Annotated in this window: 21 protein-coding genes and 1 tRNA gene; 15 read left to right on the top strand and 7 right to left on the bottom strand. The window is 69.0% G+C overall.

Annotation, left to right across the window (positions count from 1 at the left end; all coding sequences use genetic code 11):
• The first annotated feature begins 6 nt into the window (after window positions 1–6).
• The 5 genes from tssG to HJG44_RS19885 all read left to right on the top strand — a co-directional run bounded on the left by tssG (window position 7) and on the right by HJG44_RS19885 (window position 5,915).
• A complete protein-coding gene (gene tssG, locus HJG44_RS19905) occupies window positions 7–1,020 on the top strand; it encodes a type VI secretion system baseplate subunit TssG (RefSeq protein WP_171220098.1) in 1,014 nt (337 codons plus the stop codon).
• 20 nt (window positions 1,021–1,040) lie between these two features.
• On the top strand, window positions 1,041–3,887 hold the full coding sequence (gene tssH, locus HJG44_RS19900) for a type VI secretion system ATPase TssH (protein WP_171220097.1): 2,847 nt from the start codon (window positions 1,041–1,043) through the stop codon (window positions 3,885–3,887).
• Between the two features lie 91 nt (window positions 3,888–3,978).
• A complete protein-coding gene (locus tag HJG44_RS19895; RefSeq protein ID WP_171220096.1) occupies window positions 3,979–4,851 on the top strand; it encodes a hypothetical protein in 873 nt (290 codons plus the stop codon).
• A 213-nt stretch (window positions 4,852–5,064) separates the two neighbouring features.
• A complete protein-coding gene (locus HJG44_RS19890) occupies window positions 5,065–5,367 on the top strand; it encodes a hypothetical protein (protein ID WP_171220095.1) in 303 nt (100 codons plus the stop codon).
• 104 nt (window positions 5,368–5,471) lie between these two features.
• A complete protein-coding gene (locus HJG44_RS19885) occupies window positions 5,472–5,915 on the top strand; it encodes a Tat pathway signal sequence domain protein (protein WP_171220094.1) in 444 nt (147 codons plus the stop codon).
• A 106-nt stretch (window positions 5,916–6,021) separates the two neighbouring features.
• Here the strand turns inward: HJG44_RS19885 and HJG44_RS19880 are convergent, their stop codons facing one another.
• Window positions 6,022–8,763, bottom strand: coding sequence for a caspase family protein (locus tag HJG44_RS19880; RefSeq protein ID WP_171220093.1), 2,742 nt, complete (start codon window positions 8,761–8,763; stop codon window positions 6,022–6,024).
• 68 nt (window positions 8,764–8,831) lie between these two features.
• Window positions 8,832–10,160 (bottom strand): M23 family metallopeptidase, encoded by a 1,329-nt coding sequence (locus HJG44_RS19875; protein WP_171220092.1) that lies wholly within the window; start codon window positions 10,158–10,160, stop codon window positions 8,832–8,834.
• A gap of 292 nt (window positions 10,161–10,452) precedes the next feature.
• On the opposite strand from HJG44_RS19875, the gene HJG44_RS19870 reads away from it, so the two are divergent.
• A complete protein-coding gene (locus tag HJG44_RS19870; RefSeq protein WP_171220091.1) occupies window positions 10,453–11,058 on the top strand; it encodes an invasion associated locus B family protein in 606 nt (201 codons plus the stop codon).
• A 295-nt stretch (window positions 11,059–11,353) separates the two neighbouring features.
• Here the strand turns inward: HJG44_RS19870 and HJG44_RS19865 are convergent, their stop codons facing one another.
• Window positions 11,354–11,599 carry a hypothetical protein gene (locus HJG44_RS19865; RefSeq protein WP_171220090.1) on the bottom strand — a complete coding sequence of 82 codons (246 nt, stop codon included), beginning with the start codon at window positions 11,597–11,599 and terminating at the stop codon, window positions 11,354–11,356.
• A gap of 369 nt (window positions 11,600–11,968) precedes the next feature.
• Window positions 11,969–12,045, bottom strand: a tRNA-Pro gene (locus HJG44_RS19860).
• Between the two features lie 200 nt (window positions 12,046–12,245).
• On the opposite strand from HJG44_RS19860, the gene HJG44_RS19855 reads away from it, so the two are divergent.
• From HJG44_RS19855 to HJG44_RS19815, 9 genes are all read left to right on the top strand, one after another.
• Complete coding sequence (locus HJG44_RS19855; protein WP_171220089.1) at window positions 12,246–12,776, top strand: GNAT family N-acetyltransferase; 531 nt, start codon at window positions 12,246–12,248, stop codon at window positions 12,774–12,776.
• A 59-nt stretch (window positions 12,777–12,835) separates the two neighbouring features.
• On the top strand, window positions 12,836–13,510 hold the full coding sequence (locus tag HJG44_RS19850) for a carbonic anhydrase (RefSeq protein WP_171220088.1): 675 nt from the start codon (window positions 12,836–12,838) through the stop codon (window positions 13,508–13,510).
• A gap of 264 nt (window positions 13,511–13,774) precedes the next feature.
• The gene (locus HJG44_RS19845; RefSeq protein ID WP_171220087.1) at window positions 13,775–14,347 is read left to right on the top strand and encodes a F0F1 ATP synthase subunit delta; all 573 of its coding nucleotides are present in this window, start codon (window positions 13,775–13,777) and stop codon (window positions 14,345–14,347) included.
• Window positions 14,347–15,879: a F0F1 ATP synthase subunit alpha gene (atpA, locus tag HJG44_RS19840; protein WP_171220086.1), complete on the top strand. Its 1,533-nt coding sequence runs from the start codon at window positions 14,347–14,349 to the stop codon at window positions 15,877–15,879. The genes HJG44_RS19845 and atpA overlap by 1 nt, the downstream gene beginning before the upstream one ends.
• 117 nt (window positions 15,880–15,996) lie before the next feature.
• Window positions 15,997–16,872 carry a F0F1 ATP synthase subunit gamma gene (locus HJG44_RS19835; protein WP_171220085.1) on the top strand — a complete coding sequence of 292 codons (876 nt, stop codon included), beginning with the start codon at window positions 15,997–15,999 and terminating at the stop codon, window positions 16,870–16,872.
• Between the two features lie 30 nt (window positions 16,873–16,902).
• On the top strand, window positions 16,903–18,357 hold the full coding sequence (atpD, locus tag HJG44_RS19830; RefSeq protein ID WP_171220084.1) for a F0F1 ATP synthase subunit beta: 1,455 nt from the start codon (window positions 16,903–16,905) through the stop codon (window positions 18,355–18,357).
• Between the two features lie 4 nt (window positions 18,358–18,361).
• Entirely contained in the window at window positions 18,362–18,613 is a 252-nt protein-coding gene (locus HJG44_RS19825; protein ID WP_171220083.1) for a hypothetical protein, read from the top strand.
• Between the two features lie 16 nt (window positions 18,614–18,629).
• Window positions 18,630–19,031 (top strand): F0F1 ATP synthase subunit epsilon, encoded by a 402-nt coding sequence (locus tag HJG44_RS19820; protein ID WP_171220082.1) that lies wholly within the window; start codon window positions 18,630–18,632, stop codon window positions 19,029–19,031.
• Window positions 19,032–19,063: 32 nt separating this feature from the next.
• Window positions 19,064–19,579: a 2'-5' RNA ligase family protein gene (locus tag HJG44_RS19815; protein ID WP_171220081.1), complete on the top strand. Its 516-nt coding sequence runs from the start codon at window positions 19,064–19,066 to the stop codon at window positions 19,577–19,579.
• A 2-nt stretch (window positions 19,580–19,581) separates the two neighbouring features.
• On the opposite strand, the gene HJG44_RS19810 is transcribed toward HJG44_RS19815, so the two are convergent.
• The 3 genes from HJG44_RS19810 to HJG44_RS19800 are packed head-to-tail and all read right to left on the bottom strand — an operon-like array spanning window position 19,582 to window position 23,005.
• A complete protein-coding gene (locus HJG44_RS19810) occupies window positions 19,582–20,616 on the bottom strand; it encodes an esterase-like activity of phytase family protein (RefSeq protein ID WP_171220080.1) in 1,035 nt (344 codons plus the stop codon).
• Window positions 20,613–22,508, bottom strand: a complete 1,896-nt coding sequence (gene cobT, locus HJG44_RS19805) for a cobaltochelatase subunit CobT (protein ID WP_171220079.1) — start codon at window positions 22,506–22,508, stop codon at window positions 20,613–20,615. The genes HJG44_RS19810 and cobT overlap by 4 nt, the downstream gene beginning before the upstream one ends.
• Window positions 22,508–23,005, bottom strand: coding sequence for a DUF29 domain-containing protein (locus HJG44_RS19800; protein WP_171220078.1), 498 nt, complete (start codon window positions 23,003–23,005; stop codon window positions 22,508–22,510). The genes cobT and HJG44_RS19800 overlap by 1 nt, the downstream gene beginning before the upstream one ends.
• Window positions 23,006–23,050: the final 45 nt, after the last annotated feature.

The following is a 23,050-nucleotide window of genomic DNA, read 5'->3' as shown; positions in this document are numbered from 1 at the left end:
GCGGCCGTGACGCTGCGCGTCGATCTCGAGCGCGAGCCCTGGGCCCACGACCTATTCGCGACCCTGCGCGCGATCGAGCGCAGCTTCCCCGGGCGGCCGCGGATCGGCGACAGCGCCTCGATCCGCGACGAATACGTGGCGCTCGGGGAGGATCCGTTCCTCGATTTTCCCCCGTCCAATATCAGCCGCGTCGACCAGGATCGCGAGGGCCGCATCCGGCTCTTCGTCAAGTTCCTGGGGCTGCTCGGGCCGCAGGGACCACTCCCGCTCGCCACCACGAGCGAGGCCTATGGCTGGTGGCTCGCACGCGACGACGCCTTTCCGCGCTTCCTCGACCTCTTCAACAACCGCTTCCTGCAGCTCTTCTTCCGCGCCTGGGCGGATTCCCGCCCCATCGCCCAGCACGACCGGCCGGATCTCGATCGCTTCTCGGCCTATGTCGGCAGCGCGGTCGGGCTCGGCTCGGCCGTCTATCGCGACCTGGACTCGGTGCCGGACGCGGCGAAGCTCGCCTATGCGGGCCTGCTTGCCCCGAAGGCGAAATCCGCCACCCGGCTCCAGAACGCGATCGCAGGCCTCTTCAGGGTCGATGTCGAGATCGAGGAATTCGTCGGCGCCTACCTGCCCTTCGACCCGGCCGACCGCACCCGCCTCGGCCAGAAACATGCGCGCCTCGGCATCGATCTCCTGGTCGGGGCGAGCGTCTTCAGCGTCGAGGACAAGATCCGGCTGCGCATCGTGACCAAGAACATGGCAGATTACGAGCGCTTCCTGCCGAGTGGAGACAGGTGCGAACCCGTCGCCGATCTCGTATTCTTCTATCTCGGCCACGAGCTCGATTGGGATCTCGAGCTCGCGCTGCCGTCCCGGGAGGTGAAGTCAGTCTGCCTGGGGAGCTTCGGCAGGCTGGGCTACACGACCTGGCTTCAGAAGGAGAGCGCTCCCGGCGAAGGCTTCCGGCGCGACGCGCGCTTCAGCCCTGCCGAACGGATCGCCGAGGCACGCCGGGCGCGAGCCTGAGCCGACAACAGGGGGTGGCGATGGCCGATATCAGTCTCGAGACGGTCACGGGGAAGCTGAACCGGATCGGCTACGAAGCCTTCATCCAGGCGCTCCGGCATGCGAAGAGCGCCGGCAACCGCAACGTCGAACTCGCGCACTGGCTCTTCCATCTTCTGCAGAAGAACGACGCCGACCTGTCCCTGACGGCGGACCGGTTCAAGCTCGATCGCGGCAAGCTCCTCTCCGACATCGCTCGGGTGGTGGACGGTTTCCGCAAGAACGAGACCGAGATGCCCGGCATCTCGAACACCGTCGTCGATATGCTCGACCGAGGTTGGCATTACGCCACGCTCTTCTTCGGCGAGACGCAGATCAGGTCGGGCCACATCCTGGTCGCCATCCTGAAATCGAACGAGCTGAAGCGCGCGCTGGTCAATACCAGCCAGGAATTCTCGAAGATCCCAGTCGATGCACTCGCGACCGAGCATCGCGGGATCTGGTCGAAGTCGGACGAGGAGAACCTGCGCCCCATGGACGGGTCCGGCGCGATCGCGGCCGGCACGCCCGGCGCGGAGGCCGCCGGCCAGAAAGGACAGACGGCGCTCGACCGCTTCTCGCAGGACCTGACCGCCCGAGCCGCCTCGGGGGACATGGATCCCATTCGCGGCCGCGACGAGGAAATCCGCCAGCTCATCGACGTGCTGATGCGGCGGCGGCAGAACAACCCGATCCTGACGGGCGAAGCCGGCGTCGGCAAGACGGCCGTCGTGGAAGGCTTCGCGCAGCGCATCGCGGCCGGGAACGTCCCGCAGGCCCTCAAGGGGGTGCGCCTTTGCGCCCTCGATATCGGGCTTATGCAGGCCGGCGCCTCCATGAAGGGCGAGTTCGAGCAGCGGCTCCGTTCGGTGATCGACGAGGTCCAGTCCTCGCCGATCCCCATCATCCTCTTCATCGACGAGGCGCATACGCTCATCGGAGCCGGCGGCCAGGCCGGGACGGGCGACGCGGCCAATCTCCTGAAGCCGGCGCTTGCCCGCGGCACCCTGAAGACGATCGCCGCCACGACCTGGGCCGAGTACCGGCTCTATTTCGAGAAGGACCCGGCGCTCGCGCGGCGTTTCCAACCCATCCAGGTCGACGAGCCCTCGATCGAGACCGCCTGCGACATGCTCCGCGGGCTGACCGGCCAAATGGAGAAGCATCACAAGGTCCGCATCTCGGATGCGGCGATCGTGGCCGCTGTGACGCTTTCCTCCCGCTACATCCCCGCGCGCCAGCTACCGGACAAGGCGGTGAGCCTGCTGGATACGGCCTGCGCCCGCGTCGCGATCAGCCAGACGGCAATCCCGGCCGCGATCGAGGACACGCGCGTCGCGATCTCGTCCCGCCAGGGCGAGCGGGAGGCGCTCATCAAGGACCGCGATCTCGGCGTCGGAGACGAGGAGCGCATCGCCGAGCTCGAAGGCGAGATCGCCAATCTCGAAGCGAAGCTCGCCAAGCTCGAGACGGAGTGGCAGGCCGAGACCGCGATCGTCGACGAGATCCGCTCGCTGCGGGAGGCGATCGCCAAGGCGGCCGGGCAGCCGAATGGCTCGGGCCAGCCCGATGCGGCAGTCCCGAACGGGGCCGAGGACGTGCGCGCGGCCCTGAAGGAGCGGTCGACCGCGCTGGAGGAGATCGATCCCGAGCGGCGGATGATCTACGCCCATGTGGACGAGCAGGCGATCGCCTCCGTGGTCTCCGACTGGACGGGGATTCCGGTCGGCCGGATGGTCAAGGACGAAATCGAGAACGTCCTGCGCCTGCCGGAGACCCTGAACCGGCGCGTCGTCGGCCAGTCGCACGGGCTGTCGATGATCGCTAAGCGTATCGAGACGAACCGCGCCAAGCTCGACAATCCGAACAAGCCCATCGGCGTCTTCATGCTGGTCGGGCCCTCGGGCGTCGGCAAGACGGAGACCGCGCTCGCCCTCGCCGAAGCGCTCTATGGCGGCGAGCAGAACATGATCACCATCAACATGAGCGAGTTCCAGGAGGCGCATACCGTCTCGACGCTCAAGGGCGCGCCTCCGGGCTATGTCGGCTACGGCGAGGGCGGACGGCTCACGGAGGCGGTGCGGCGGAAGCCCTACAGCGTGATCCTGCTCGACGAGGTCGAGAAGGCGCATCCGGACGTCCACGAGATCTTCTTCCAGGTCTTCGACAAGGGCGTGATGGAGGATGGGACCGGGCGGCGGATCGATTTCAAGAACACCCTGATCATCCTGACCTCCAATGTCGGGACCGATCTGATCATGCACCTGTCGCGAGACCCGAGCTACCGCAACGACCCCGACGCCCTGGCGCAAGCCCTCCGGCCCGACCTCCTCAAGGTCTTCCCGGCCGCGCTCCTCGGGCGCATCGTGACGATACCCTATTTCCCGCTCTCGCCCTCGATGCTCGGCGGCATCGTCCGGTTGCAGCTCGACCGCATCCGGCGCCGCATCCGCGAGAACCACGATGCCGACTTCGTCTACGACGATGCGGTCGTCGATCACATCGTGTCGCTCTGCAACGACCCGGATTCCGGCGGCCGGATGATCGACAACATCATCACGAACACGCTGCTGCCCGCACTGTCGCGCGAATTCCTGAATCGTTCGCTCGCCAAGGAGGAGCTGACGGAAGCGCGCGTCACCGTCAGGGACGGCCACTTCGCCTATTCGTGGCGATCGTCGACGGATCCGGAGCCGATCTCCTCGTCTTCGGAGCCCGCTCCAGGGAATGACGACTCCGACAGAACGGGAGAGCTGCCGGACGGTGCTGCCATTGCGGGCCCTCTCGGCAAAGACCTACCGGCCTTCCCGGTCGACGAGCCTCGGCCGGACGCGCCCAGCCCCGCCTGATCCGCGAACCGCATCAACCATCGAACTGGGGACTGAAATGGCGCAGAGCGGGGGAAAAAGGCACAACGTCGCCGCCTACGATCTCAGGCGAATGGTCGGATTCGCGAACAGCGTAGCTTACGCGAAAGCGGCCGCGCTCGGCACGAGCGTGAAGCTCGGGCGCTTCTCCGATAACGGGATCATGAACGCGCTGATCATGGCCTGCACGGGCGAAGGGGGCTTCGCCAGCGTCGAGCAGGACATGCGTGCGATCGAGAGCCAGCGAGACCGCTTCGCACGGAAATACGTCGCCGACATCCTGGAGCAGTCGGGCAAGGGCCCGGCCCAGGTAGCCGGCTGTCTCGAGGTGCTCGAGAAGGAGAAGGCGCGAGCGCTGGCCGAGGTGCAGAACTACTTCACCGCCGCGCGCACCATCAACACGGCCATCGACAACCGCCTGCGCTTCTCCATCAACACGCTGGCAGCCGTGAAGGCAGGGAGCTGCCTTTTCCTCGCCTGGGCGCCAATCGGCGCGGCGGCCGTAGGCGGGGTGACGCTCGCGGCGACCGCCGGCGGGATTTCGCTTGTGTTCAGCCTGACCAAGTCCGCGGCCAAGAACGTCGCCGAGGGCAAGGATGTCGGGGTTGTCGCCTGGGACGAGGGCAAAGAGCTTGCAAAGGAGGGCGCGAACCGCGGCGCCGAGAAGGCGGCCGCAGCGCTGACGGTCCAGGAGCAGCTCTTCCAGGAAGCCGTCGGCAAGGTGCGCAGCCTCTCCGCCAGCCTGGAGAAGGCGACGCGCTCAAAATACCGGAAATCGCTGGAGCGGAGGATCGCTCAAAACCAGGCCCGGATGGCGAGCACCGGGCTGCGCGCCACGGCGGCGCCGGCGGCGCGGGTCGCCACCAAGGGCCTGCCGGTTGTTTTCGCCGCCATGGACACCTGGGAATCGATCGCGGATCTCGGCAGCGAGTGGCAGAGCCGCTGAGCCAGGCGCGTTCGCCGCCGCGGCGCGGGGATCTACGGCTATGGCAGCGTTTCCATCCGTGCCAGAAGCGATCCAGTGGAAGAGAACGGGCCGGCAATCGTCTCGGCCGAGGCGAAGGCCCTGTCTCTCTCCGGCGGGCAAGGCGCTGTCGAGGACCAAGAGGCGGCTGAAGCGAGCTCGCCCGCACAGGGTGAGGTACCGAAAGGCGGGACCATGACCAGCAATCGTTTCGAGCAGGTGGACGAGCGGGCCGAGGACGCCATGACCCTGGTGCTGGGGCGGGAGGGCGAGAAGCAATACGGGATCATCGAATGCCCGCGCTCGGCGTCTCAGGGGCGGCTGCCGAAGGATTTCTCCAGCGGCGAGTTGCCGCTCAAGGAGGCTTTCCGGTCAGCGGTCCGTCTCGCCAACGAGTTCAAGGTTCCGATGGTGGTCATGGACCCGGACAACCTCTGGCAGGCCGAGTGGGGCCAGCTTTACCGCTACGAGGACGAGCCCGAAGCCGGGCAGCGCTGAGTGCCCGCCCAGATTCTGCTCTCGCAGCGTTCTGCCGCGAGATATCGCGTGATAGGAAGCACGCCGTTCTTCCAGCCTCCCGTCTCTGTCCGGAGAGCCTCGCCTTGACCGCCCGCCTTATCGCCGTGCTCGCTCTCGCCGCTCATTCGGCTGGCCCCGCGCTCGCTCAGGGCGCCCCCGACCCGAAGCGTGCCGCTCCCTCGATCACGCTCGAGCTGAACAAGCTCGAGCCGGGGAGCGGCGGCTGCCGGGCCTATTTCGTGGTCGAGAACCGCACGCAGGAGGGGGTAAAGGAGCTCCGCCTGGATACCTTCATCTTCGATGGGGGCGGCCAGATCACGCGCCGCATCGGCCTCACCTTCCCGGATATCCGCCCTGAACGGACCAAGGTCGTGCCTTTCGATCTCAACGGGGCGGCCTGCCCGGAGATCGGCCGGGTCCTCGTCAACGACGTGCTCGCCTGCACGGGAGCATCCGGCGCGCCGATCGGAAATTGCGGCGACCTCCTGAAGGTCACGGCGCGCGGCGGAACGCGGTTCGACTACTGAGGATATCCGCTCGGAACCAGCCGATCGGGCGGCCCCACGCTCGGCCGAAGGCAGGCCGCTTCCCGGACGATGTCGGAAGACATCGGGTCCGTCCGCCGGGCCGGGCTCAGAACCCGACGCCCATAATCGCCCGCGGAGCGGCCGGTTTCGGCGCGCTCGCGGTGGAGACGGGCGCCTGGGCCGGCGCCAGACGCGGCCGCACGGCGCGCGGCTCCGGAGCGGGGGTGCGCCGCTCCTGGGCGACGGCGCGCGGCTTCGGCTCGCGGCGCCGCACCGGCTTGGTCTCGGGCCGGGCAATTGCGACGCAGCGGTCACCTTGCACGCGCTCGCCGGCCCCGCATTCCAGCGGGCACAGATTCGCCGGACGTCCTTTGAGATCCTCGAGGAGTTCCGGGCTCGGATCCGTTGGTATCGGGGAGAGCTTCACCTGCCGGCCGAACCGCCGCAGGGCGTCGCGGGCATCCCTGTCCCATGTCCCGTCCGGCTCGTCGTCGTAGCAGCCGATGCGTTCGAGCTCGGCCTTGGTCTCGCGCACGAGCCTGTCCTGGTCGAGGACCGCCTTCGGAAAGGCGCTCGGCTGGGCCGGACTGGCAGCGAGAGGCTGCGTCGGGTCGTTCAATGCAAGCCGCAGCTGAGCCGGATTCTGCCCGCCCGGAGGCGCGCCTGTTTCGGCGCTCGGCACCAGAGCCGCCGAGGGAGCGGCGCGAGGGGCCTTCAGGGCGTCGAGCGTCGTCTGGACCGATCCGTCTGCCGGCGCGGCCACAGCCGTCTGCACCGCCGGGGCGGCCGCAACCGGCGCGCTGGCCTCGGCCTGAGCGGCAGCCGCGCGGCGGCGCTGCTGCTCTTCCAATTGCTGCCAGGCGAGCCTCTCGCGCTCGGCCTGCTCGGCCGCCGCGAGCCTTATCCGCTCCTGCTCGGCCGCCGCAAGGCGCAGGCGCTCCTGCTCGGCCCGGGCGGCCTCGACCCGCCGTTGCTCGTCTTCGCGGCGAGCGGCTTCCTCCGCCAGCCGCTGGCGCTCGCGCGCCTCTGCTGCGGCCCGCTCCTCCGCCACCCTGCGCTGCCGCGCCTCCTCGGCCAGCCGCTCCTGTTCCAGCCTGCGCGCCTCGGCCTGCCGCCGTTCTTCCTCCACCCGTGCTTCCCGCTCCAGACGCTGGCGCTCGCGCGCCTCGGCCGCGGCCCGCTCTTCGGCGAGCTTCCTCTGCCGAGCCTCCTCCGCCTGCCGCTCCTGCTCGAGCCTGCGCGCCTCGACCTGCCGACGCTCCTCCTCGAGCCGCGCCTCCCGCTCCAGCCGCTGGCGCTCGCGCGCCTCCACAGCGGCCCGCTCTTCCGAGAGCTTCCTCTGCCGAGCCTCCTCGGCCAGCCGCTCCTGCTCCAGCCTGCGCGCCTCCGCCTGCCGCCGCTCCTCCTCGAGCCGCGCCTCCCGCTCCAGGCGCTGGCGCTCGCGCGCTTCGGCCGCGGCCCGCTCCTCCGCCAGCTTCCTCTGCCGCGCCTCCTCGGCCTGCCGTTCCTGCTCGGCCCGGCGCGCCTCCTGACGCCGCCGCTCCTCCTCCAGCCGCGCCTCGCGCTCCAGGCGCTGGCGCTCACGCGCCTCGGCCGCGGCCCGCTCCTCCGCGAGCTTCCTCTGCCGCGCCTCCTCGGCCTGCCGCTCCTGCTCGGCCCGACGCGCCTCCTGACGCCGCCGCTCCTCCTCCTGGGCAAGCCGCTGCCGCTCCTGCTCCTCCGCCAGCAGCCTCTCGCGCTCGGCCTGCCTGCGCGCCTCGGCGCGACGCTCCTGCTCCTCCTGCAGGCGCTGCCAGGCGAGGCGCTCGGCCTCCTCCCGCGCGCGAGCGGAAGCGAGGTCCTCCGGGCGACGCGCGAGCTGGAGGGTCGGTGCCCTTTCCGGCTGCGGCGCGCCGCCGCGCTCGGCCTGGGCCGTGACGCTGCGCTCCGCCTGCGCGATGACCGGGCCGTCGGCCCTGGCAGGGGCTCGGGCCTCGAGGCGCTGGATCAGGTCCCTGGCATCGTCCACCAGGAAGCTGTTGGGGTATTTGGCGATGAAATCGCGCAGAACCTGCGGGTCGTTGCTCGCCCGCGCCCGTGGCCACGCCTCGCGCTCGGTCTCGCCCTTGTTGAAGTAGAACTGGCCCGGATAGGAGAGCGAGAGTTCCGGCGTCTGCCGCCCGCCGGTGACCCGATCCACGTTCATGCTGACGCGCTGGAAGACCTGCGCGACGTCGAGCCCCGGCTCCGGCAGGGCCTTGATGAAGGCGCCCGTGAAGATGCTGTTCCGGCCGGTGCCGTCATAGGCGACCTGGTTCGCCTGCGTCGCATAGGCGACGATGAGGCCGCGCCCGCTGAGCTTCGCGAGACCTGTCGAGGAGAAGGGGTCGCGGCTGCGGGTCGAAAGCGGCAGGTTGCGGCAGGCGTCGAGCACCAAGATCCGCGGCCCGTCGGCCCGGTTCAGCTCCTCGACCACGTCGTCGACCCGGACCGTCTCGTATTCGAGATCGAACTCGTCCTCGAGTTTGGCGTCGACGGGAACGAGGTAGTTGCGGCCCCGGTACTGCAGGCCATGCCCGGCGTAGAAGACAAGGGCAGCCTCTGCGTCCTGGGCGGCGCGGGCGAATTGCCGCAGGCTGTCCCGCATCTGCTCGCGCGTCATGTCCGTGCCGCCGAGCACCGTGAAGCCGACGCGCTTCAGAACCGCACTGACGTCCTCAGCGTCGTTCCTCGGGTTCGGAAGCGACGGGAACTTGCGATAGGCCGAGTTGCCGACGACGAGCGCGATTCTCCGGTCCGAGGCGGCCCAGGCGGGCTCCGCGGCGAGAACAAGGATAACGCCGACGATCAGCGTCAGGAGGGCGCGCATGCACCGGGCGGAGGCTGGATTCCACTAATGATCCTAGCTCCGACCTCCTGGCGAGGCAAATTCGGGCGTCAGTCGAAGGCCGTGTCGTCGTCGGGCCCGGAGGTCATCTCGACAGGGGCCGGATGGTTGAAGAGCTGTGCCCCGGCGAGCAGGAACCGCATAGGATCCACCGCGCTCCCATTGAGCCGCGTCTCGTAATGCAGGTGCGGCCCGGTCGAGCGGCCCGTCGAGCCGAGCAGGCCGACGACGGTGCCGGGGCCGATGCTCTGCCCCGCCGAGACGTTGAGCGCCGAGAGATGCGCGTAGCGCGTCACGAGACCGTTCCCGTGCTCGAGCTCAACGAGGTTGCCGTAGCCGCCCGACACCTCCGCGGAGACCACCCGGCCGGCTGCGGCGGCCCGGATCGGCGTCCCCAAGGGACCGCGGAAATCGATACCCGCATGCATGGCCGCGGCGCCCGTGAAAGGATCCTTCCGCAGGCCGAAATTGCTCGTCAGGCCCGCCTCGCCTTCGACCGGCCGCCGCACCGGCACCGCGTCCACGAGCCCGCGCCAGCGATCGAGCCGCACAAGTTCCGTCTCCAGGCTCGCGAGCTTCGCCTCGAACGGGTTGAGGGCAGCGGCGCGCGTGGACAGGCGGAGGCTGCGGGCAGGCTGGCGCTCCGGCACGGCCGCGGGCTCGACCGAGAGTCCGAGGGTCGCGAGCGAGGCGCGGATCAGCGCGACGCCGTTCTGCGCGCCGCTCGCGAGCGCGCCGAGATAGCGGATCTGGGCACCCTCCAGCCGGCTCATCGAAGCTTCGAGCGCCCCGAACTGCTCGCGCAGCGGCAGGCTCTGCACCCCGTCGAGGAGGCGCGAGGCGCGGGGGGCCTGGCTGGCGACGCCCGGCAGGTCCAGCGACGAGCGCGGGCCGGGTGCCGCGGGAGCAGGCTCGCCGGGCCTAGGCGCTCCGAGGCGGAGCTTCGGAGGCTCCGCCGCCCGTGCCGAGGGCTCCTGCCCGATGCCGCGGGGGCGGCTCGCCGCAGGCACCCCGTCCTCGCTCCGCCCCGAGGCCGCGGGAGAGACCGTACTGCCCGGAGCCCCGGACGGCGCTGCGAGCCCGCCGGCCACGCGGTCGCTCATCTGCATCAAGGTCCATTGCCGGTTCTCGAGCTCGACCTGGCGGGAGATGATGTCGGCGAGTCGGCCCGAGAGGCCCTCCTGCTCCAGAATGCCGTGGCTCGCGACGCCGACGAGCCGCCGCACGAGCGCCTTCTCCTTCTCGTCGTGCGCCAGACGCATCTCCAGTTGCTCCTCCTGGAGCAGCGCGATGCGGGCTCGGCCGGACCAGGCGAACCAGGTCGCGGCCGCAGCCCAGGCGACCAGCACGGCCAGGATCAGCTTGAGGGCGAGCCCCATCCCCTGACGCCTGGCGGGGGCGCGGACGGGGCGCCTGCCGAGCTCATGGGCGCGCATCCTCGCGGCGGTGCCGGCCGCCGGCTGCGCATCCGTGCCGCGAAGGCTCCCTTGCCGCGACATCCCCATACCGACCGTCTAGCGCAGGCCGCTGGCCCGAAGCGTGACGATCGCCACGCCGTCCGGCCAAGGTCGTCGGCTTATAGCAGGAGGGCCCGTCATATTGAATGTTGCGTCGCGGCTAGGTTAAGCGGGCGCGTTGTCTTGCCGCGACTGCAGCGGTTCGGGAAATCTCATGGCCTCCGCGACGCGAGCCCTCGCCATCTCGACCTGCCTCGCGCTGGCCTCCGGGGCGGCGCTGGCGCAGCAGCGTCCGGCCAACCCGCAGGGGCAGAGGCCCGCGCAGCCGGCCCAAGGTCAGGCCCAGGCTCCTGCTCAGCCGGCGCCGCAGGGGCAGGCTCCCGCCCAGGCCCAGCCCGTGCGCACCGAGATCGTCCCGCACGAGAACTGGACCGTGACCTGCCGCGATTTCGCCGACAGGCGGCGCAGCTGCTCGGCGGTCCTCCAGGTCGTCCAGCAGGGCAACAACCAGGTGCTCTTCACGTGGGTGCTGGGCAAGAACAACGAGGGCAAGCTGATCAGCGTGCTGCAGACGCCGACCGGCGTGACGCTCGCGCCCGGCGTCGAGGTGAAGCTCGCGCGCGGGACCCCGCGCAAGGCGGCCTTCGTGAATTGCGACACGACCCGCTGCGAAGCGAGCCTCGAGATGGACGATGCCTTTATCCGCGACGCATCGGCTTCCGACAGTGTGGAGGCGACGATGTTCAGCATCGCCGGGCAAGGCGTGAAATTCACCCTCCCCTTCAAGGGCTTCGACAAGGCAGTTGCCGCCACGCGGTGACAACCAGCGGCCGTTCCGAGTCGCGACGCCTGCGGTCCCGGGCTTCAAAGCGGCGGCTCTCTATCGGCGTGACGATCTCGGCCTAACCCGTTGATCTATCCCCGTAACTATCCAGCATAACCCGCGGTCTCGTCCGACACGGACCGTCTCGCGCCCGCACAGCCCAGCCCCCTCCTCTCCGACGGGCGCGATCAGCTCGCGGATCGCACGGCGGAAAGAGAGAGAGAGAGTTGGACCGCGCGACGCGACGAGGCGGCAAGGACTCGGCGCCGGCCCAGTGGCTGGCCTGCTGCGGCTAGCTCGCGGTCAAGGCGTTGATCGATGCGACGAGCAGCCCGATCTCGTCATAGACGGCCAGAACAGGTAGCTCCTCGGACTTGAGCAGCACCTCGCAATAGGGCGTACCGGCGCTATCCGTGCGTGCCTCGATGCGCAGGATGGAGCTCGCCCGGATGGCGATCTTCCTGACCTCGTTCGGGACGAGCGTATTCTGTTTGAGCTCGCCGACCTCAAGCACCACGAGCGGGTCTTCGCTCGGCATCTCTGTCTCCTCTTCGGTCTGCGCCGGGAATGGCGCGAGCTGGTCCAAGTAGATGGAAAGCAGGCCCGAGATTCCCAGCCTTGAGCCTGCCGCGGAGGTTCGCCACCTGCCATTCGTGCCGGCCCCGAACATGCGGGAAGAATTGCAGGCGCCCCGTCCCTCCGCAGCGGCTCGGCAAACCGGGCGCCCTTCGCGGATGTCGAGGATCGGTGGACGTCGGCCGCAGCCGACTTGCGAAGACGGTTGGGGGAACCAAGCCGGATGCTGCGGGCCGGCGCCCGCCGGCGAGCGATCCGTTCCCGGGCATCATGCCCTACCAACGCCATGCCGGCGAGGTCTTCGAGAAAGTCCTAGCGCTCACGGGATTTTTGGTCGGAGTGGCAGGATTTGAACCTGCGACCCCCACGTCCCGAACGTGGTGCGCTACCAGACTGCGCTACACTCCGACTGAGCGGGGGAGCCTATAGCCGCCGCGATCCGGGAGGGCAAGCGGAGCGGGCCGGATTTTCGGTCGCGGCGGGTCGGTGCGGCAGCCGGTTCTCTCCTCGTTTGGGCATGGGTTATGCAAACCCCGCATCCGTTCGGCCGAGGGAGGAGAGGGGTGGAAGCGAGGCACGCCGCGGGGACGGTTCCGTGGGATGCGGCCATGCCTGGTCACGGGATCCGGATCCGCCGGCTCGCCGGCCCGGAGGCCCGAACCCTCTCCGGGGCGCTCGCGGAGGTTCTGGTCGATTGCGTCGAAGGCGGGGCGTCGGTGAGCTTCATGTCGCCCCTCGGGCTCGACAAGGCGCGCGACTTCTGGGACGGCGTCGCGGCAAGCGTCGGGGCGGGCGAGCGGGTGCTGCTCGTAGCCGAGGAGCCCGGGACCGGCGAGGTCCTGGGCACGGTGCAGCTCGTGACGGCGCAGCCGGAGAACCAGCCGCATCGGGCGGATGTTTCCAAGATGCTGGTCCGCTCCGCCGCCCGGCGCCGCGGGATCGGCGCCGCGCTCATGGCGGCCGTCGAGAAGGAAGCCCGCCACGCCGGCAAGACGCTGCTCGTGCTCGATACCGCGAGCCCCGAGGCGGAGAGGCTGTACGAGCGCTCCGGCTGGATGCGCGTGGGCACGATTCCGAATTACGCGCTTCTCCCTGACGGCCGTCCCTGCACGACGGTGCTGTTCTTCAAGGAGCTGTGACGGGCTCCGGACCCTCTCCCGGCATTGCGTGCCGGCCGCGGATCGGTCATGGACGTCCCATGTTTCCCGAACGATTGCGGCAGGGCTATCGCGGTTTCCTGGAGCGGCGCTTCGCGAGCGAGCGTTCGCGCTACCAGACGCTGGCCGAGCAGGGGCAGCGGCCCGAGATCATGGTGGTCGGCTGCGTCGATTCCCGCGTCTCGCCGGAGGTGATCTTCGACGCCGCGCCGGGCGAGCTCCTGGTGGTGCGCAACGTCGCCAACATCGTCCCGCCCTACGAGCCGGATTCTACCACCCAGCACGGAACGAGCGCCGCGCTCGAATTCGGCGTCCAGGCGCTGCGGGTGAAGCACATCGTGGTTCTGGGCCACGCGCTCTGCGGCGGCATCCGGGCCTTCGCGGACGAGCAGGAACCTCTCTCGCCCGGCGATTTCATCGGGCGCTGGATGTCGCAGATCGCGCCCGCGGCCGAGAGCCTCGGCCCCGCCCCGGAGGGCGAGGGTCGGGCGGAATACCTGACGCGGCTCGAATTCGCCTGCGTCGAGCTCAGCCTCAGGAACCTGATGACGTTTCCCTGCGTGCGCATCCTCGTCGAGCGCGGCAAGCTGCATCTGCACGGGGCCTATTTCGGGGTCGCGACCGGGCGCCTCCTGGTGCGCAATCCGGAGACCCGACGCTTCGAGCCGGTCGAGGAGGGCGCCGCAAGCCCGCTATCGATGATCCGCTGCGAGTAGGGCCGATACGCGGACGGCTTTCCGACCCTGTCCGCACTGGAACAGGGTCCGGAAGCAATTCATGCCGGGTGCGGTCCCGCCATTGGTCTGGGGGGACTCCCTCCTTCTTGCCCCACCCGGACGTGCATGCTAGGGCACCGCCGTGCCTTGCGAGCGCCCCCTCTCGGGCGGGCGGATCCGGGCGTCCAACTTCCAGACGTGCCAGGCTGGGCGCGCTGCTCCAGGGCGAAGCAGCGGGTTCGGGCGAACAGCGACGAGTGACAGGTGGCGGACAAAGGCAAAGCTGAAGCTCATGGCGTATCGGGCGTCGCCGGCCGCTACGCCTCCGCCCTGTTCGAGCTCGCGCGCGAAGAGAATGCGATCGACCAGGTCGCCCGCGACCTCGACAGCTTCGACCGCATGCTGGCCGAGAGCCCCGACCTTCTCCGGCTCGTGAAGAGCCCCATCTTTACGGCCGAGGAGCAATCTAGGGCGGTCGGCACGATCCTCGACCGGGCCGGCATCCGCGGGCTCGCCGGCAACCTGATCCGGCTGGCGGCGTCCAAGCGCCGCCTCTTCGTTCTTCCGGACATGATCCGCGCCTATCGTGCGCTCGTCGCCAAGTCGCGTGGCATCGTGCCGGCCAGCGTCACGGTGGCCGAGGAGCCCTCGCCGCGGATTCTGAACGAGATCAAGACGGCGCTCCGCGAGATGGCGGGCTCCGAGGTCGATGTCGACGTGAAGGTCGATCCGGCGCTGATCGGCGGGCTGGTCGTGAAGATCGGCTCGCGCATGGTCGATGCGTCGCTTCGGACCAAGCTGAACTCCATGCGAATTGCGATGAAAGAGGCCCGGTAATGGATATCCGCGCCGCCGAGATCTCGGCGATCCTCAAGGACCAGATCAAGAACTTCGGCACGGAAGCCGAGGTCTCCGAGGTCGGCCAGGTCCTGTCCGTCGGCGACGGCATCGCGCGATGCTACGGGCTCGACAACGTCCAGGCGGGCGAGATGGTCGAGTTCGAGTCGGGCGTGCGCGGCATGGCGCTGAACCTCGAGGTCGACAATGTCGGCGTCGTCGTGTTCGGCTCCGACCGCGAGATCGCGGAAGGCCAGACGGTGAAGCGCACGGGCGCCATCGTCGAGGTGCCGGTCGGCAAGGGCCTGCTTGGCCGCGTCGTCGACGCGCTCGGCAACCCGATCGACGGCAAGGGTCCGATCCAGGCGACCGAGCGCCGCCGCGTCGACGTGAAGGCGCCGGGCATCATCCCGCGCAAATCCGTGCACGAGCCGATGGCGACCGGCCTCAAGGCGGTCGATGCGCTCATCCCGATCGGCCGCGGCCAGCGCGAGCTCATCATCGGCGACCGCCAGACCGGCAAGTCGGCGATCGTGCTCGACACCATCCTCAACCAGAAGCCGCTGAACGTCGAAGGCGCGCCGGAGAGCCAGAAGCTCTATTGCGTCTATGTCGCGGTGGGCCAGAAGCGCTCGACCGTCGCCCAGTTCGTGAAGACGCTCGAGGAGAACGGCGCGCTCGAATATTCGATCGTCGTCGCGGCGACCGCTTCCGACCCGGCTCCGATGCAGTTCCTGGCGCCCTTCTCGGGCTGCGCCATGGGCGAGTTCTTCCGCGACAACGGCATGCATGCCGTGATCACCTATGACGACCTGTCCAAGCAGGCGGTCGCCTATCGCCAGATGTCGCTCCTGCTCCGCCGCCCGCCGGGCCGCGAGGCCTATCCGGGCGACGTGTTCTACCTCCATTCCCGCCTGCTGGAGCGCGCCGCCAAGATGTCGGACGCGATGGGCGCGGGCTCGCTGACGGCGCTGCCGATCATCGAGACGCAGGCGAACGACGTCTCCGCCTATATCCCGACCAACGTCATCTCGATCACGGACGGGCAGATCTTCCTGGAGACGGACCTCTTCTACCAGGGCATCCGCCCGGCGGTGAACGTGGGTCTCTCGGTGTCGCGCGTCGGCTCCGCCGCGCAGACCAAGGCGATGAAGAAGGTGGCCGGCAAGATCAAGGGCGAGCTCGCGCAGTATCGCGAGATGGCGGCCTTCGCGCAGTTCGGCTCCGACCTCGACGCCACGACCCAGCGCCTCCTCAACCGCGGCTCGCGGCTGACGGAGCTCCTGAAGCAGCCGCAATTCTCGCCGCTGAAGATGGAGGAGCAGGTCGCGGTGATCTATGCGGGCGTGAACGGCTATCTCGACAGCCTGCCCGTGAACCGGGTGCGCGCCTTCGAGGACGGCCTGCTCGCCACGCTGCGGGGGAAACATGCCGAGATCTTGGATTCGATCCGGACCTCCAAGGATCTGACCTCCGAAACCGAGGCCAAGCTGAAGAGCGTGGTCGAGGCCTTCGCGAAATCGTTCACGTAGTCTCACGCCGTCATGGCCGGGCTTGACCCGGCCATCCACGTTGCCTGGCTCGACGCAACCTTGCGTAGATGCCCGGGCCAAGCCCGGGCATGACGGGTCAGGGGTGCAGAAAAGGCCATGCCTTCGCTAAAAGACCTTCGGAACCGCATCGCCTCGGTCAAGGCGACGCAGAAGATCACCAAGGCCATGCAGATGGTCGCGGCCGCCAAGCTGCGCCGCGCGCAGCAGGCCGCGGAGGCGGCGCGCCCCTTCGCCGAGCGGATGACGGCCGTGATGGCGAACCTCGCGGGCGGCATCACGATCGGGCCCGACACCCCTCGCCTTCTCGCCGGGACGGGCTCCGAGCAGACCCATCTGCTCGTGGTCTGCACCGCCGAGCGCGGCCTGTGCGGCGCATTCAATTCCTCGATCGCCCGCCTCGCGCGCGACCACGCCGTCCGCCTCATGAACGAGGGCAAGACGGTCAAGATCCTCTGCGTCGGCAAGAAGGGCTTCGACCTGCTGCGGCGGCAGTTCGAGAAGCAGATCATCGAACTCGTCGACCTGCGCTCGGTGAAGCAGGTCGGCTACGAGCAGGCCGAAATGATCGCCGGCAAGGTGCTGCGCCTGTTCGACGAAGGGCAGTTCGACGTTGCCACGCTGTTCTACTCGCGCTTCCGCTCGGTGATCCAGCAAATCCCGACCGCGCAGCAGATCATTCCGGCACAGTTCGAGGCCGGTTCCGCGACCGCGACCGATGCGGTCTACGAATACGAGCCGGACGAGGGCGAGATCCTGGCGAGCATTCTGCCGCGCAACATCGCCGTGCAGATCTTCCGGGCGCTGCTGGAGAACGCCGCCTCCGAGCAGGGCGCCCGGATGAGCGCCATGGACAACGCCACCCGCAACGCGGGCGACATGATCAAGCGCCAGACGCTGACCTACAACAGGACGCGCCAGGCGATGATCACCAAGGAGCTCATCGAGATCATCTCGGGCGCCGAGGCGCTCTGAGCCAAGTAAGCAGGATACGAGGGAAGCATCATGTCAGCCGCTTTGGCCATGCCGCCGGCCACTACGACCGGCCACATTACCCAGGTGATCGGCGCCGTCGTCGACGTGAAGTTCAACGGGCACCTGCCGGAGATCCTGAACGCGCTCGAGACCACGAACGGCGGCAACCGGCTCGTCCTCGAGGTCGCCCAGCAGCTCGGCGAGAGCACCGTGCGCTGCATCGCCATGGACACGTCCGAGGGTCTCGTCCGCGGCCAGGAAGTGCGCGATACGGGCGCCCCGATCCGCGTGCCGGTCGGCAACGGCACGCTCGGCCGCATCATGAACGTCATCGGCGAGCCGGTGGACGAAGCGGGCCCGGTCCCGGCGGAGGATTACCGCGCCATCCACCAGCCGGCCCCGAGCTATGCCGAGCAGGCGACCGAGGCCGAGATCCTGGTCACGGGCATCAAGGTCGTCGACCTCCTCGCCCCCTACGCGAAGGGCGGCAAGATCGGGCTCTTCGGCGGCGCCGGCGTCGGCAAGACCGTGCTGATCATGGAGCTGATCAACAACATCGCCAAGGCCCATGGCGGCTATTCCGTCTTCGCCGGCGTCGGCGAGCGGACCCGCGAGGGCAACGATCTCTATCACGAGATGATCGAGTCGGGGGTGAACAAGAACCCGAAGGAGCACGGCTCCACCGAGGGTTCCAAGTGCGCCCTGGTCTACGGCCAGATGAACGAGCCGCCGGGCGCCCGCGCCCGCGTCGCCCTGACCGGCCTCACCGTCGCCGAGCATTTCCGCGACCAGGGCCAGGACGTGCTCTTCTTCGTCGACAACATCTTCCGCTTCACGCAGGCGGGCTCGGAGGTCTCGGCGCTCCTCGGCCGCATTCCGTCGGCGGTCGGCTACCAGCCGACGCTCGCGACCGACATGGGCGCGCTGCAGGAGCGCATCACCACGACCACGAAGGGGTCGATCACCTCCGTGCAGGCGATCTACGTTCCCGCGGACGACCTGACGGACCCCGCGCCGGCAACCTCCTTCGCCCACCTGGACGCCACGACCGTGCTGTCGCGCTCGATCGCCGAGAAGGGCATCTACCCGGCCGTCGATCCGCTCGACTCGACCTCGCGCATGCTGTCGGCCCAGATCCTCGGCGAGGAGCACTACAACGTCGCCCGCCAGGTGCAGCAGACGCTGCAGCGCTACAAGTCGCTCCAGGACATCATCGCGATCCTGGGCATGGACGAGCTGTCGGAAGAGGACAAGCTGACCGTCGCCCGTGCCCGCAAGATCGAGCGCTTCCTGTCGCAGCCCTTCTTCGTCGCCGAGGTCTTCACCGGCTCGCCGGGCAAACTCGTCGCGCTCGAAGACACGATCAAGGGCTTCAAGGGCCTGGTCGAGGGCAAGTACGACCATCTCCCGGAGGCCGCCTTCTACATGGTCGGCACGATCGAGGAGGCGGTCGAGAAGGCGCAGCGCCTCGCGGCCAGCGCCTGACCCGATGAACCTCAAGCTGGTTCTTCTCGTCGCCGGTCTTCTGCTCGGCGGCTTGGTCGGGTACTTAACCCGGCCCGAGGCGGCGCAGCTCAATCTCGGCCCGGTCTCGATCGAGGTTCAGTCCGACCGAGCCGCCTCGCCTCGCGACCGGGGCGCCATGACGACCGGCCAGTGGCAGCATGTCGGCGCTTTCGCGATCGGCGGGGCGATGATCGGCCTTCTGGCCGGCTTCGCTCTCGACCGCCGGCGCCGCTGATTACGGAATTCCGAACGTGGCAACCATGCATTTCGAGCTCGTCTCGCCCGAGCGCATCCTGTTCTCTGGCGAGGTGGATGCGGTTCTCCTGCCCGCCACGGAAGGCGACATGACCGTGATGCCGGGCCATGCTCCCGCGATCACGACGCTGAAGGCCGGGTTCGTGGTCGCGACCGATTCGAAGAACCACGGCGAGCGCGTCCTCGTCCGCGGCGGCTTCGCCGAGATCAATGCCGCGGGCGTCATCGTGCTCGCCGAGCGGGCGACCCCCGTCGAGGAGCTGACGCCCGAGAGGATCGACCGCGAGATCACCGAGCTCCAGACCCGCCGCGACGGCACCGACGACGACTTCGCCCGCCGCGCCTATGACGAGACGATCGGGCAGCTCGAGGAAGCCCGCGAGACGCTGAAGCTGTAGACCGGGGCGGCTCCGCACCGGGCCGGGCCCCGATGAGCGACCGGGAACGGCCGCTCATTCTCACCCTCGCCCTGGACGGCGCGGCCTTCGCTTACCTGGACGCGCTGCGGCGCCGGCACTACCCGCCCGAGCGCAACCAGGTTCCCGCCCACCTGACGCTGTTCCACGCACTGCCCGGCGAAGAGGCTGCGCGGGTTCGGCGCGAGCTCGCCGGGATCTGCCGACGGCACAAGCCCTTCGCTCTCCAGGCGACGGGCCTGCGTTTCCTGGGCTACGGCGTCGCGATCTCCTTCGCGTCCCCCGAGCTCGTTCAGCTCCGCCAAACCTTGGCCCGCGAGTGGCGCGACTGGCTCACGCCCCAGGATACGGCGAAGATCGCCCCGCACGTGACGATCCAGAACAAGGCGGGCGCAGATGTCGCCCGCGTCACCCTGCGCGAGCTGGAAGGCAGCTTCCGCCCATTCACCGCCCGCGCCGAGGGCCTGAACCTGTGGCGCTATCTCGGCGGGCCGTGGCGGCTCGATAAGGCGTTCCGCTTCGGCGGCTGAGCTCAGGGAGCGAGCGAGAATTCCAGCAGCACCGTCCGCTGCAGGAAGGAGAAATTGTCGTCCGAGATGAGGGTCACGACCGTTTCGCCGGTGGCCGGATCGCGGTGGGCCGTGATTCCCTCCATGTTGTCGATCTCGTATCCGCGGTCGGCCTCGAAAACGACCTCGCCGTCGAGTTCCCCGTCGGGTCGAAAGGCGTCCCGCGCGAGGCGCCGGATGCGGCATGCCACCCCGCTCAGAATGCTGAACCGTCTCTCGAGCAGCAGCGCCTCGCCTGACGGGAGGAAGACGATGTCGGTGACGTCGAAGCCGAGGGAGCGCCTGACAGTGAAGGCGAACCGGTTCGGCCCGGTCACGACCCAGCCGCGGGTGGGCGCCTCGTCCCCTGCCGCAGCCCGTTCCGCTATGGCCACGAGGCAGCCCGCGAGGGGATGGCGCGGCGGTGCGACGCCCAGCGCCTCGAGCCCCTCGTTGAAGGGGAGGCGATCCGCCTCCGAGGGCAGCGGGACGGGGATTCCCCTCGCCCTGATGCCGTCACGGTCCCAGTCGAAGCGCCTCACCTCATGAACCCGCTCGATCGCGACGAAGGCCGCGCCGTCGGCGATCGCGAGCGCCTCGACATCGAAGGCGCGCCCGCCCCGAAGCGGCCGCCCGTCGCTGCCCAGAATGGGCGCGACAACGGCCTCGTCGAGCCCTGCCAGCCGCCCCTCCTCATAGTGCGGGATGGCTGTCAGCCAATGCGCCCGGTCCGAAACCGCGACGAGGCGGCGCCCGTCGGGCGAGCGCCACAGGCCCGACCAGCCGCCGAAGTCCGGATCATCCGACCAGAGCTCGAGCCCGGCTCTGAAGGTCAGCGCGCCGAACCGGCGTCGCTCGGCCTCTCTGGGCAGAAGCGCCAGGATCGGTCTGGCATGGAGGAGGGAGGGACGCGGCCCATCGCTTTCGCCCGGCCCCCTCGCCCTGGCGAAGTGCAGGCCGACAGGAGCAAGGGCAGCGGCGCCTGCGAACGCAAGCGCCGCCCGGCGGCTGAGCCTCAAGCGGCGTACCGCGGGCGCGGGTAGCCGATGGCAGGCGGCGCCGTCTCGTCGAACAGCTCGGCGAGCTTCTCCGTCATGGCTCCGCCGAGTTCCTCGGCATCCACGATGGTCACGGCGCGGCGGTAGTAGCGCGTCACGTCGTGGCCGATGCCGATCGCGATCAGCTCGACAGGCGAGCGCGTCTCGATTTCCTCGATGACGAAGCGGAGATGCCGCTCCAGGTAGTTGCCTGGGTTCACGGAGAGCGTCGAGTCGTCAACCGGCGCGCCGTCGGAGATCACCATCAGGATGCGGCGCTGCTCGGGCCGGGCGAGCAGGCGCTTATGGGCCCAGTCGAGGGCCTCGCCGTCGATGTTCTCCTTCAGCAATCCCTCGCGCATCATCAGGCCGAGATTCTTGCGGGCCCGGCGCCAGGGCGCGTCGGCAGGCTTGTAGATGATGTGGCGGAGGTCGTTCAGCCGGCCGGGATTCGGCGGCTTGCCGGCCTGAAGCCAGGCCTCGCGCGACTGCCCGCCCTTCCAGGCGCGCGTCGTGAAGCCGAGGATCTCGACCTTCACGCCGCAGCGCTCGAGAGTGCGGGCCAGGATGTCGGCGCAGGTGGCCGCAACCGTGATAGGCCTGCCCCGCATCGAGCCGGAATTGTCGATCAGCAGCGTGACGACCGTGTCGCGGAATTGCGTGTCCTTCTCCTGCTTGAAGGAGAGCGGCTGGTGCGGATCGATGATGACCCGGACGAGCCGCGCCGGATCGAGGATCCCCTCCTCGAGGTCGAAGTCCCAGGAGCGGTTCTGCTGTGCGAGAAGCCGCCGCTGCAGCCGGTTGGCGAGGCGCCCGACCACGCCCTGCAGGTGCGAGAGCTGCTTGTCGAGATAGGCGCGCAGGCGCGCGAGCTCGTCGGGGTCGCACAGCTCGTCAGCCTCAACCACCTCGTCGAACTTCGTCGAGAACGCCTTGTATTCCGGCCCGCGCGGCTCGTTGCCGCGGTTCGCAGGCGGCCGCCAGGATTCGGATGCGGCCTCGGAATCGGTGTCGTCGGCCTCCTCCGGCAGTTCGCCGGACGGCGCGTCCGCCGCCTCCATCGCGCCGTCCTCGAGCTCGTCGGCAGCCTCCTCCTGGAGATCGACCTCCGCCCGCTCGCCCTGACGCTGCTCCTCCGCCTCGCCCTCGCCGCCCTGCTCCTCGCTCTCGGTCTGATTCTCGTCCTCGTCCTCCTGCTCGTCGCGCTCGAGCGCGCTCTCGTCCGACATGTCGAGCGAGGCGAGGAGATCGCGGACCGAACGGGCGAAGCTGCGCTGGTTCTCGATGTTCTTCAGGAGGCCGTCGAGGTCGTGTCCGGCCTTCTGCTCGATGTGGTCGCGCCACAGGTCGACGATCTTCGCGGCGGCCTCGGGCGGCTTCAAGCCGGTCAGACGCTCCCGCACCAGGAGGGCGACGGCGTCCTCGAGCGGAGCGTCCGCCCGGTCGGTGATGTCCTCGTACTTGCCGCCGCGATGATAGCGGTCCTCGATCATGGCCGAGATGTTGCCGGCGACGCCCTCCATGCGACGGGAGCCGATGGCCTCCACCCGCGCCTGCTCGACCGCGTCGAACATGGCCCGGGCCGCCTGGCCCTGAGGCGCATGGCGGCGATGCAAGGCGGCGTCGTGGCAGGCGAGGCGGAGCGCCATCGAGTCGGCGTGGCCGCGCACGATCGCAACGTCCTCGGCCGACAGCTTGCGGGGCGGCTCCGGGAGCCGCGCCTTGCCGCTCGTGAGCAACGGGCGGTCGGACGCGTAGGTGACCTCGAGATCGGGCTGGCGCGCGAGCGCCCGCATGGCGCCCGCGATCGCCCGTTTCAGCGGCTCGTTCGGGGCTTCCTTGCGCTCGCCCGGCTTACGGTTGGAGATGGACATCAGCGGTGCTTCCCACCCGAGGAGGCAAGCGGTTCGTAGATGAACGGACGGTCAAGTATCTCTTCCCAACCATAAGGGCACTCGTCTGGAAAGCTCTCACTCGGAAGGTTCGTCTCGGACGACGCGGCTAGGCGCGTCGTCCTATAGGCTCGCCGCAACGCCTCAGAGCGGCGGGACTTCAGTCCCGAATTGTCGGTCAGGACGTCGGAGAATTCGCCGCGCTGCGCAGCGATCGCGTTGGCCCAGCTCCGGCTTCTCCGCTCGGGCTGATGATTCCATTTCAGCATGAGGGCGAGGATGATCTCGAGCGCGCTCTGCAGCTTGGAGAACTCGCTCTTGCCCACGTCGCTCAGTTCCTCGGCGATGTTCTCCGCGTCGAGGCGTCCGGCGCGGAGCAGGGCAACCTGCTCCTGCACCCAGGTGTAGAGATCCTCGTCGTGTCGCGTGGCGGCCCGGGCGGGTGAATCGGGCCTGTTCTTGATCGCGGAGTGGCTCATGAAAGCCTCCCTTGCCGAGCCCGATGATAGCAGAGATCGAGGCGC

Source organism: Enterovirga aerilata, from assembly GCF_013044135.1.
Lineage (GTDB): Bacteria > Pseudomonadota > Alphaproteobacteria > Rhizobiales > Beijerinckiaceae > Enterovirga > Enterovirga aerilata.
Note: the sequence above shows the minus strand (reverse complement) of the source record. Positions and strands in the feature narration are given on the sequence as shown.

Bases quoted from the DNA above. Each gene is read 5' to 3' on its own strand.
- tssH (WP_171220097.1), top strand. From the start codon at position 1,041: ATGGCCGATATCAGTCTCGAGACGGTCACGGGGAAGCTGAACCGGATC.
- HJG44_RS19895 (WP_171220096.1), top strand. From the start codon at position 3,979: ATGGTCGGATTCGCGAACAGCGTAGCTTACGCGAAAGCGGCCGCGCTC.
- HJG44_RS19890 (WP_171220095.1), top strand. From the start codon at position 5,065: ATGACCAGCAATCGTTTCGAGCAGGTGGACGAGCGGGCCGAGGACGCC.
- HJG44_RS19880 (WP_171220093.1), bottom strand. From the start codon at position 8,763: ATGCGCGCCCTCCTGACGCTGATCGTCGGCGTTATCCTTGTTCTCGCC.
- HJG44_RS19875 (WP_171220092.1), bottom strand. From the start codon at position 10,160: ATGGGGCTCGCCCTCAAGCTGATCCTGGCCGTGCTGGTCGCCTGGGCT.
- HJG44_RS19870 (WP_171220091.1), top strand. From the start codon at position 10,453: ATGGCCTCCGCGACGCGAGCCCTCGCCATCTCGACCTGCCTCGCGCTG.
- HJG44_RS19865 (WP_171220090.1), bottom strand. From the start codon at position 11,599: ATGCCGAGCGAAGACCCGCTCGTGGTGCTTGAGGTCGGCGAGCTCAAA.
- HJG44_RS19855 (WP_171220089.1), top strand. From the start codon at position 12,246: ATGCCTGGTCACGGGATCCGGATCCGCCGGCTCGCCGGCCCGGAGGCC.
- HJG44_RS19850 (WP_171220088.1), top strand. From the start codon at position 12,836: ATGTTTCCCGAACGATTGCGGCAGGGCTATCGCGGTTTCCTGGAGCGG.
- atpA (WP_171220086.1), top strand. From the start codon at position 14,347: ATGGATATCCGCGCCGCCGAGATCTCGGCGATCCTCAAGGACCAGATC.
- HJG44_RS19835 (WP_171220085.1), top strand. From the start codon at position 15,997: ATGCCTTCGCTAAAAGACCTTCGGAACCGCATCGCCTCGGTCAAGGCG.
- atpD (WP_171220084.1), top strand. From the start codon at position 16,903: ATGTCAGCCGCTTTGGCCATGCCGCCGGCCACTACGACCGGCCACATT.
- HJG44_RS19825 (WP_171220083.1), top strand. From the start codon at position 18,362: ATGAACCTCAAGCTGGTTCTTCTCGTCGCCGGTCTTCTGCTCGGCGGC.
- HJG44_RS19815 (WP_171220081.1), top strand. From the start codon at position 19,064: ATGAGCGACCGGGAACGGCCGCTCATTCTCACCCTCGCCCTGGACGGC.
- cobT (WP_171220079.1), bottom strand. From the start codon at position 22,508: ATGTCCATCTCCAACCGTAAGCCGGGCGAGCGCAAGGAAGCCCCGAAC.
- HJG44_RS19800 (WP_171220078.1), bottom strand. From the start codon at position 23,005: ATGAGCCACTCCGCGATCAAGAACAGGCCCGATTCACCCGCCCGGGCC.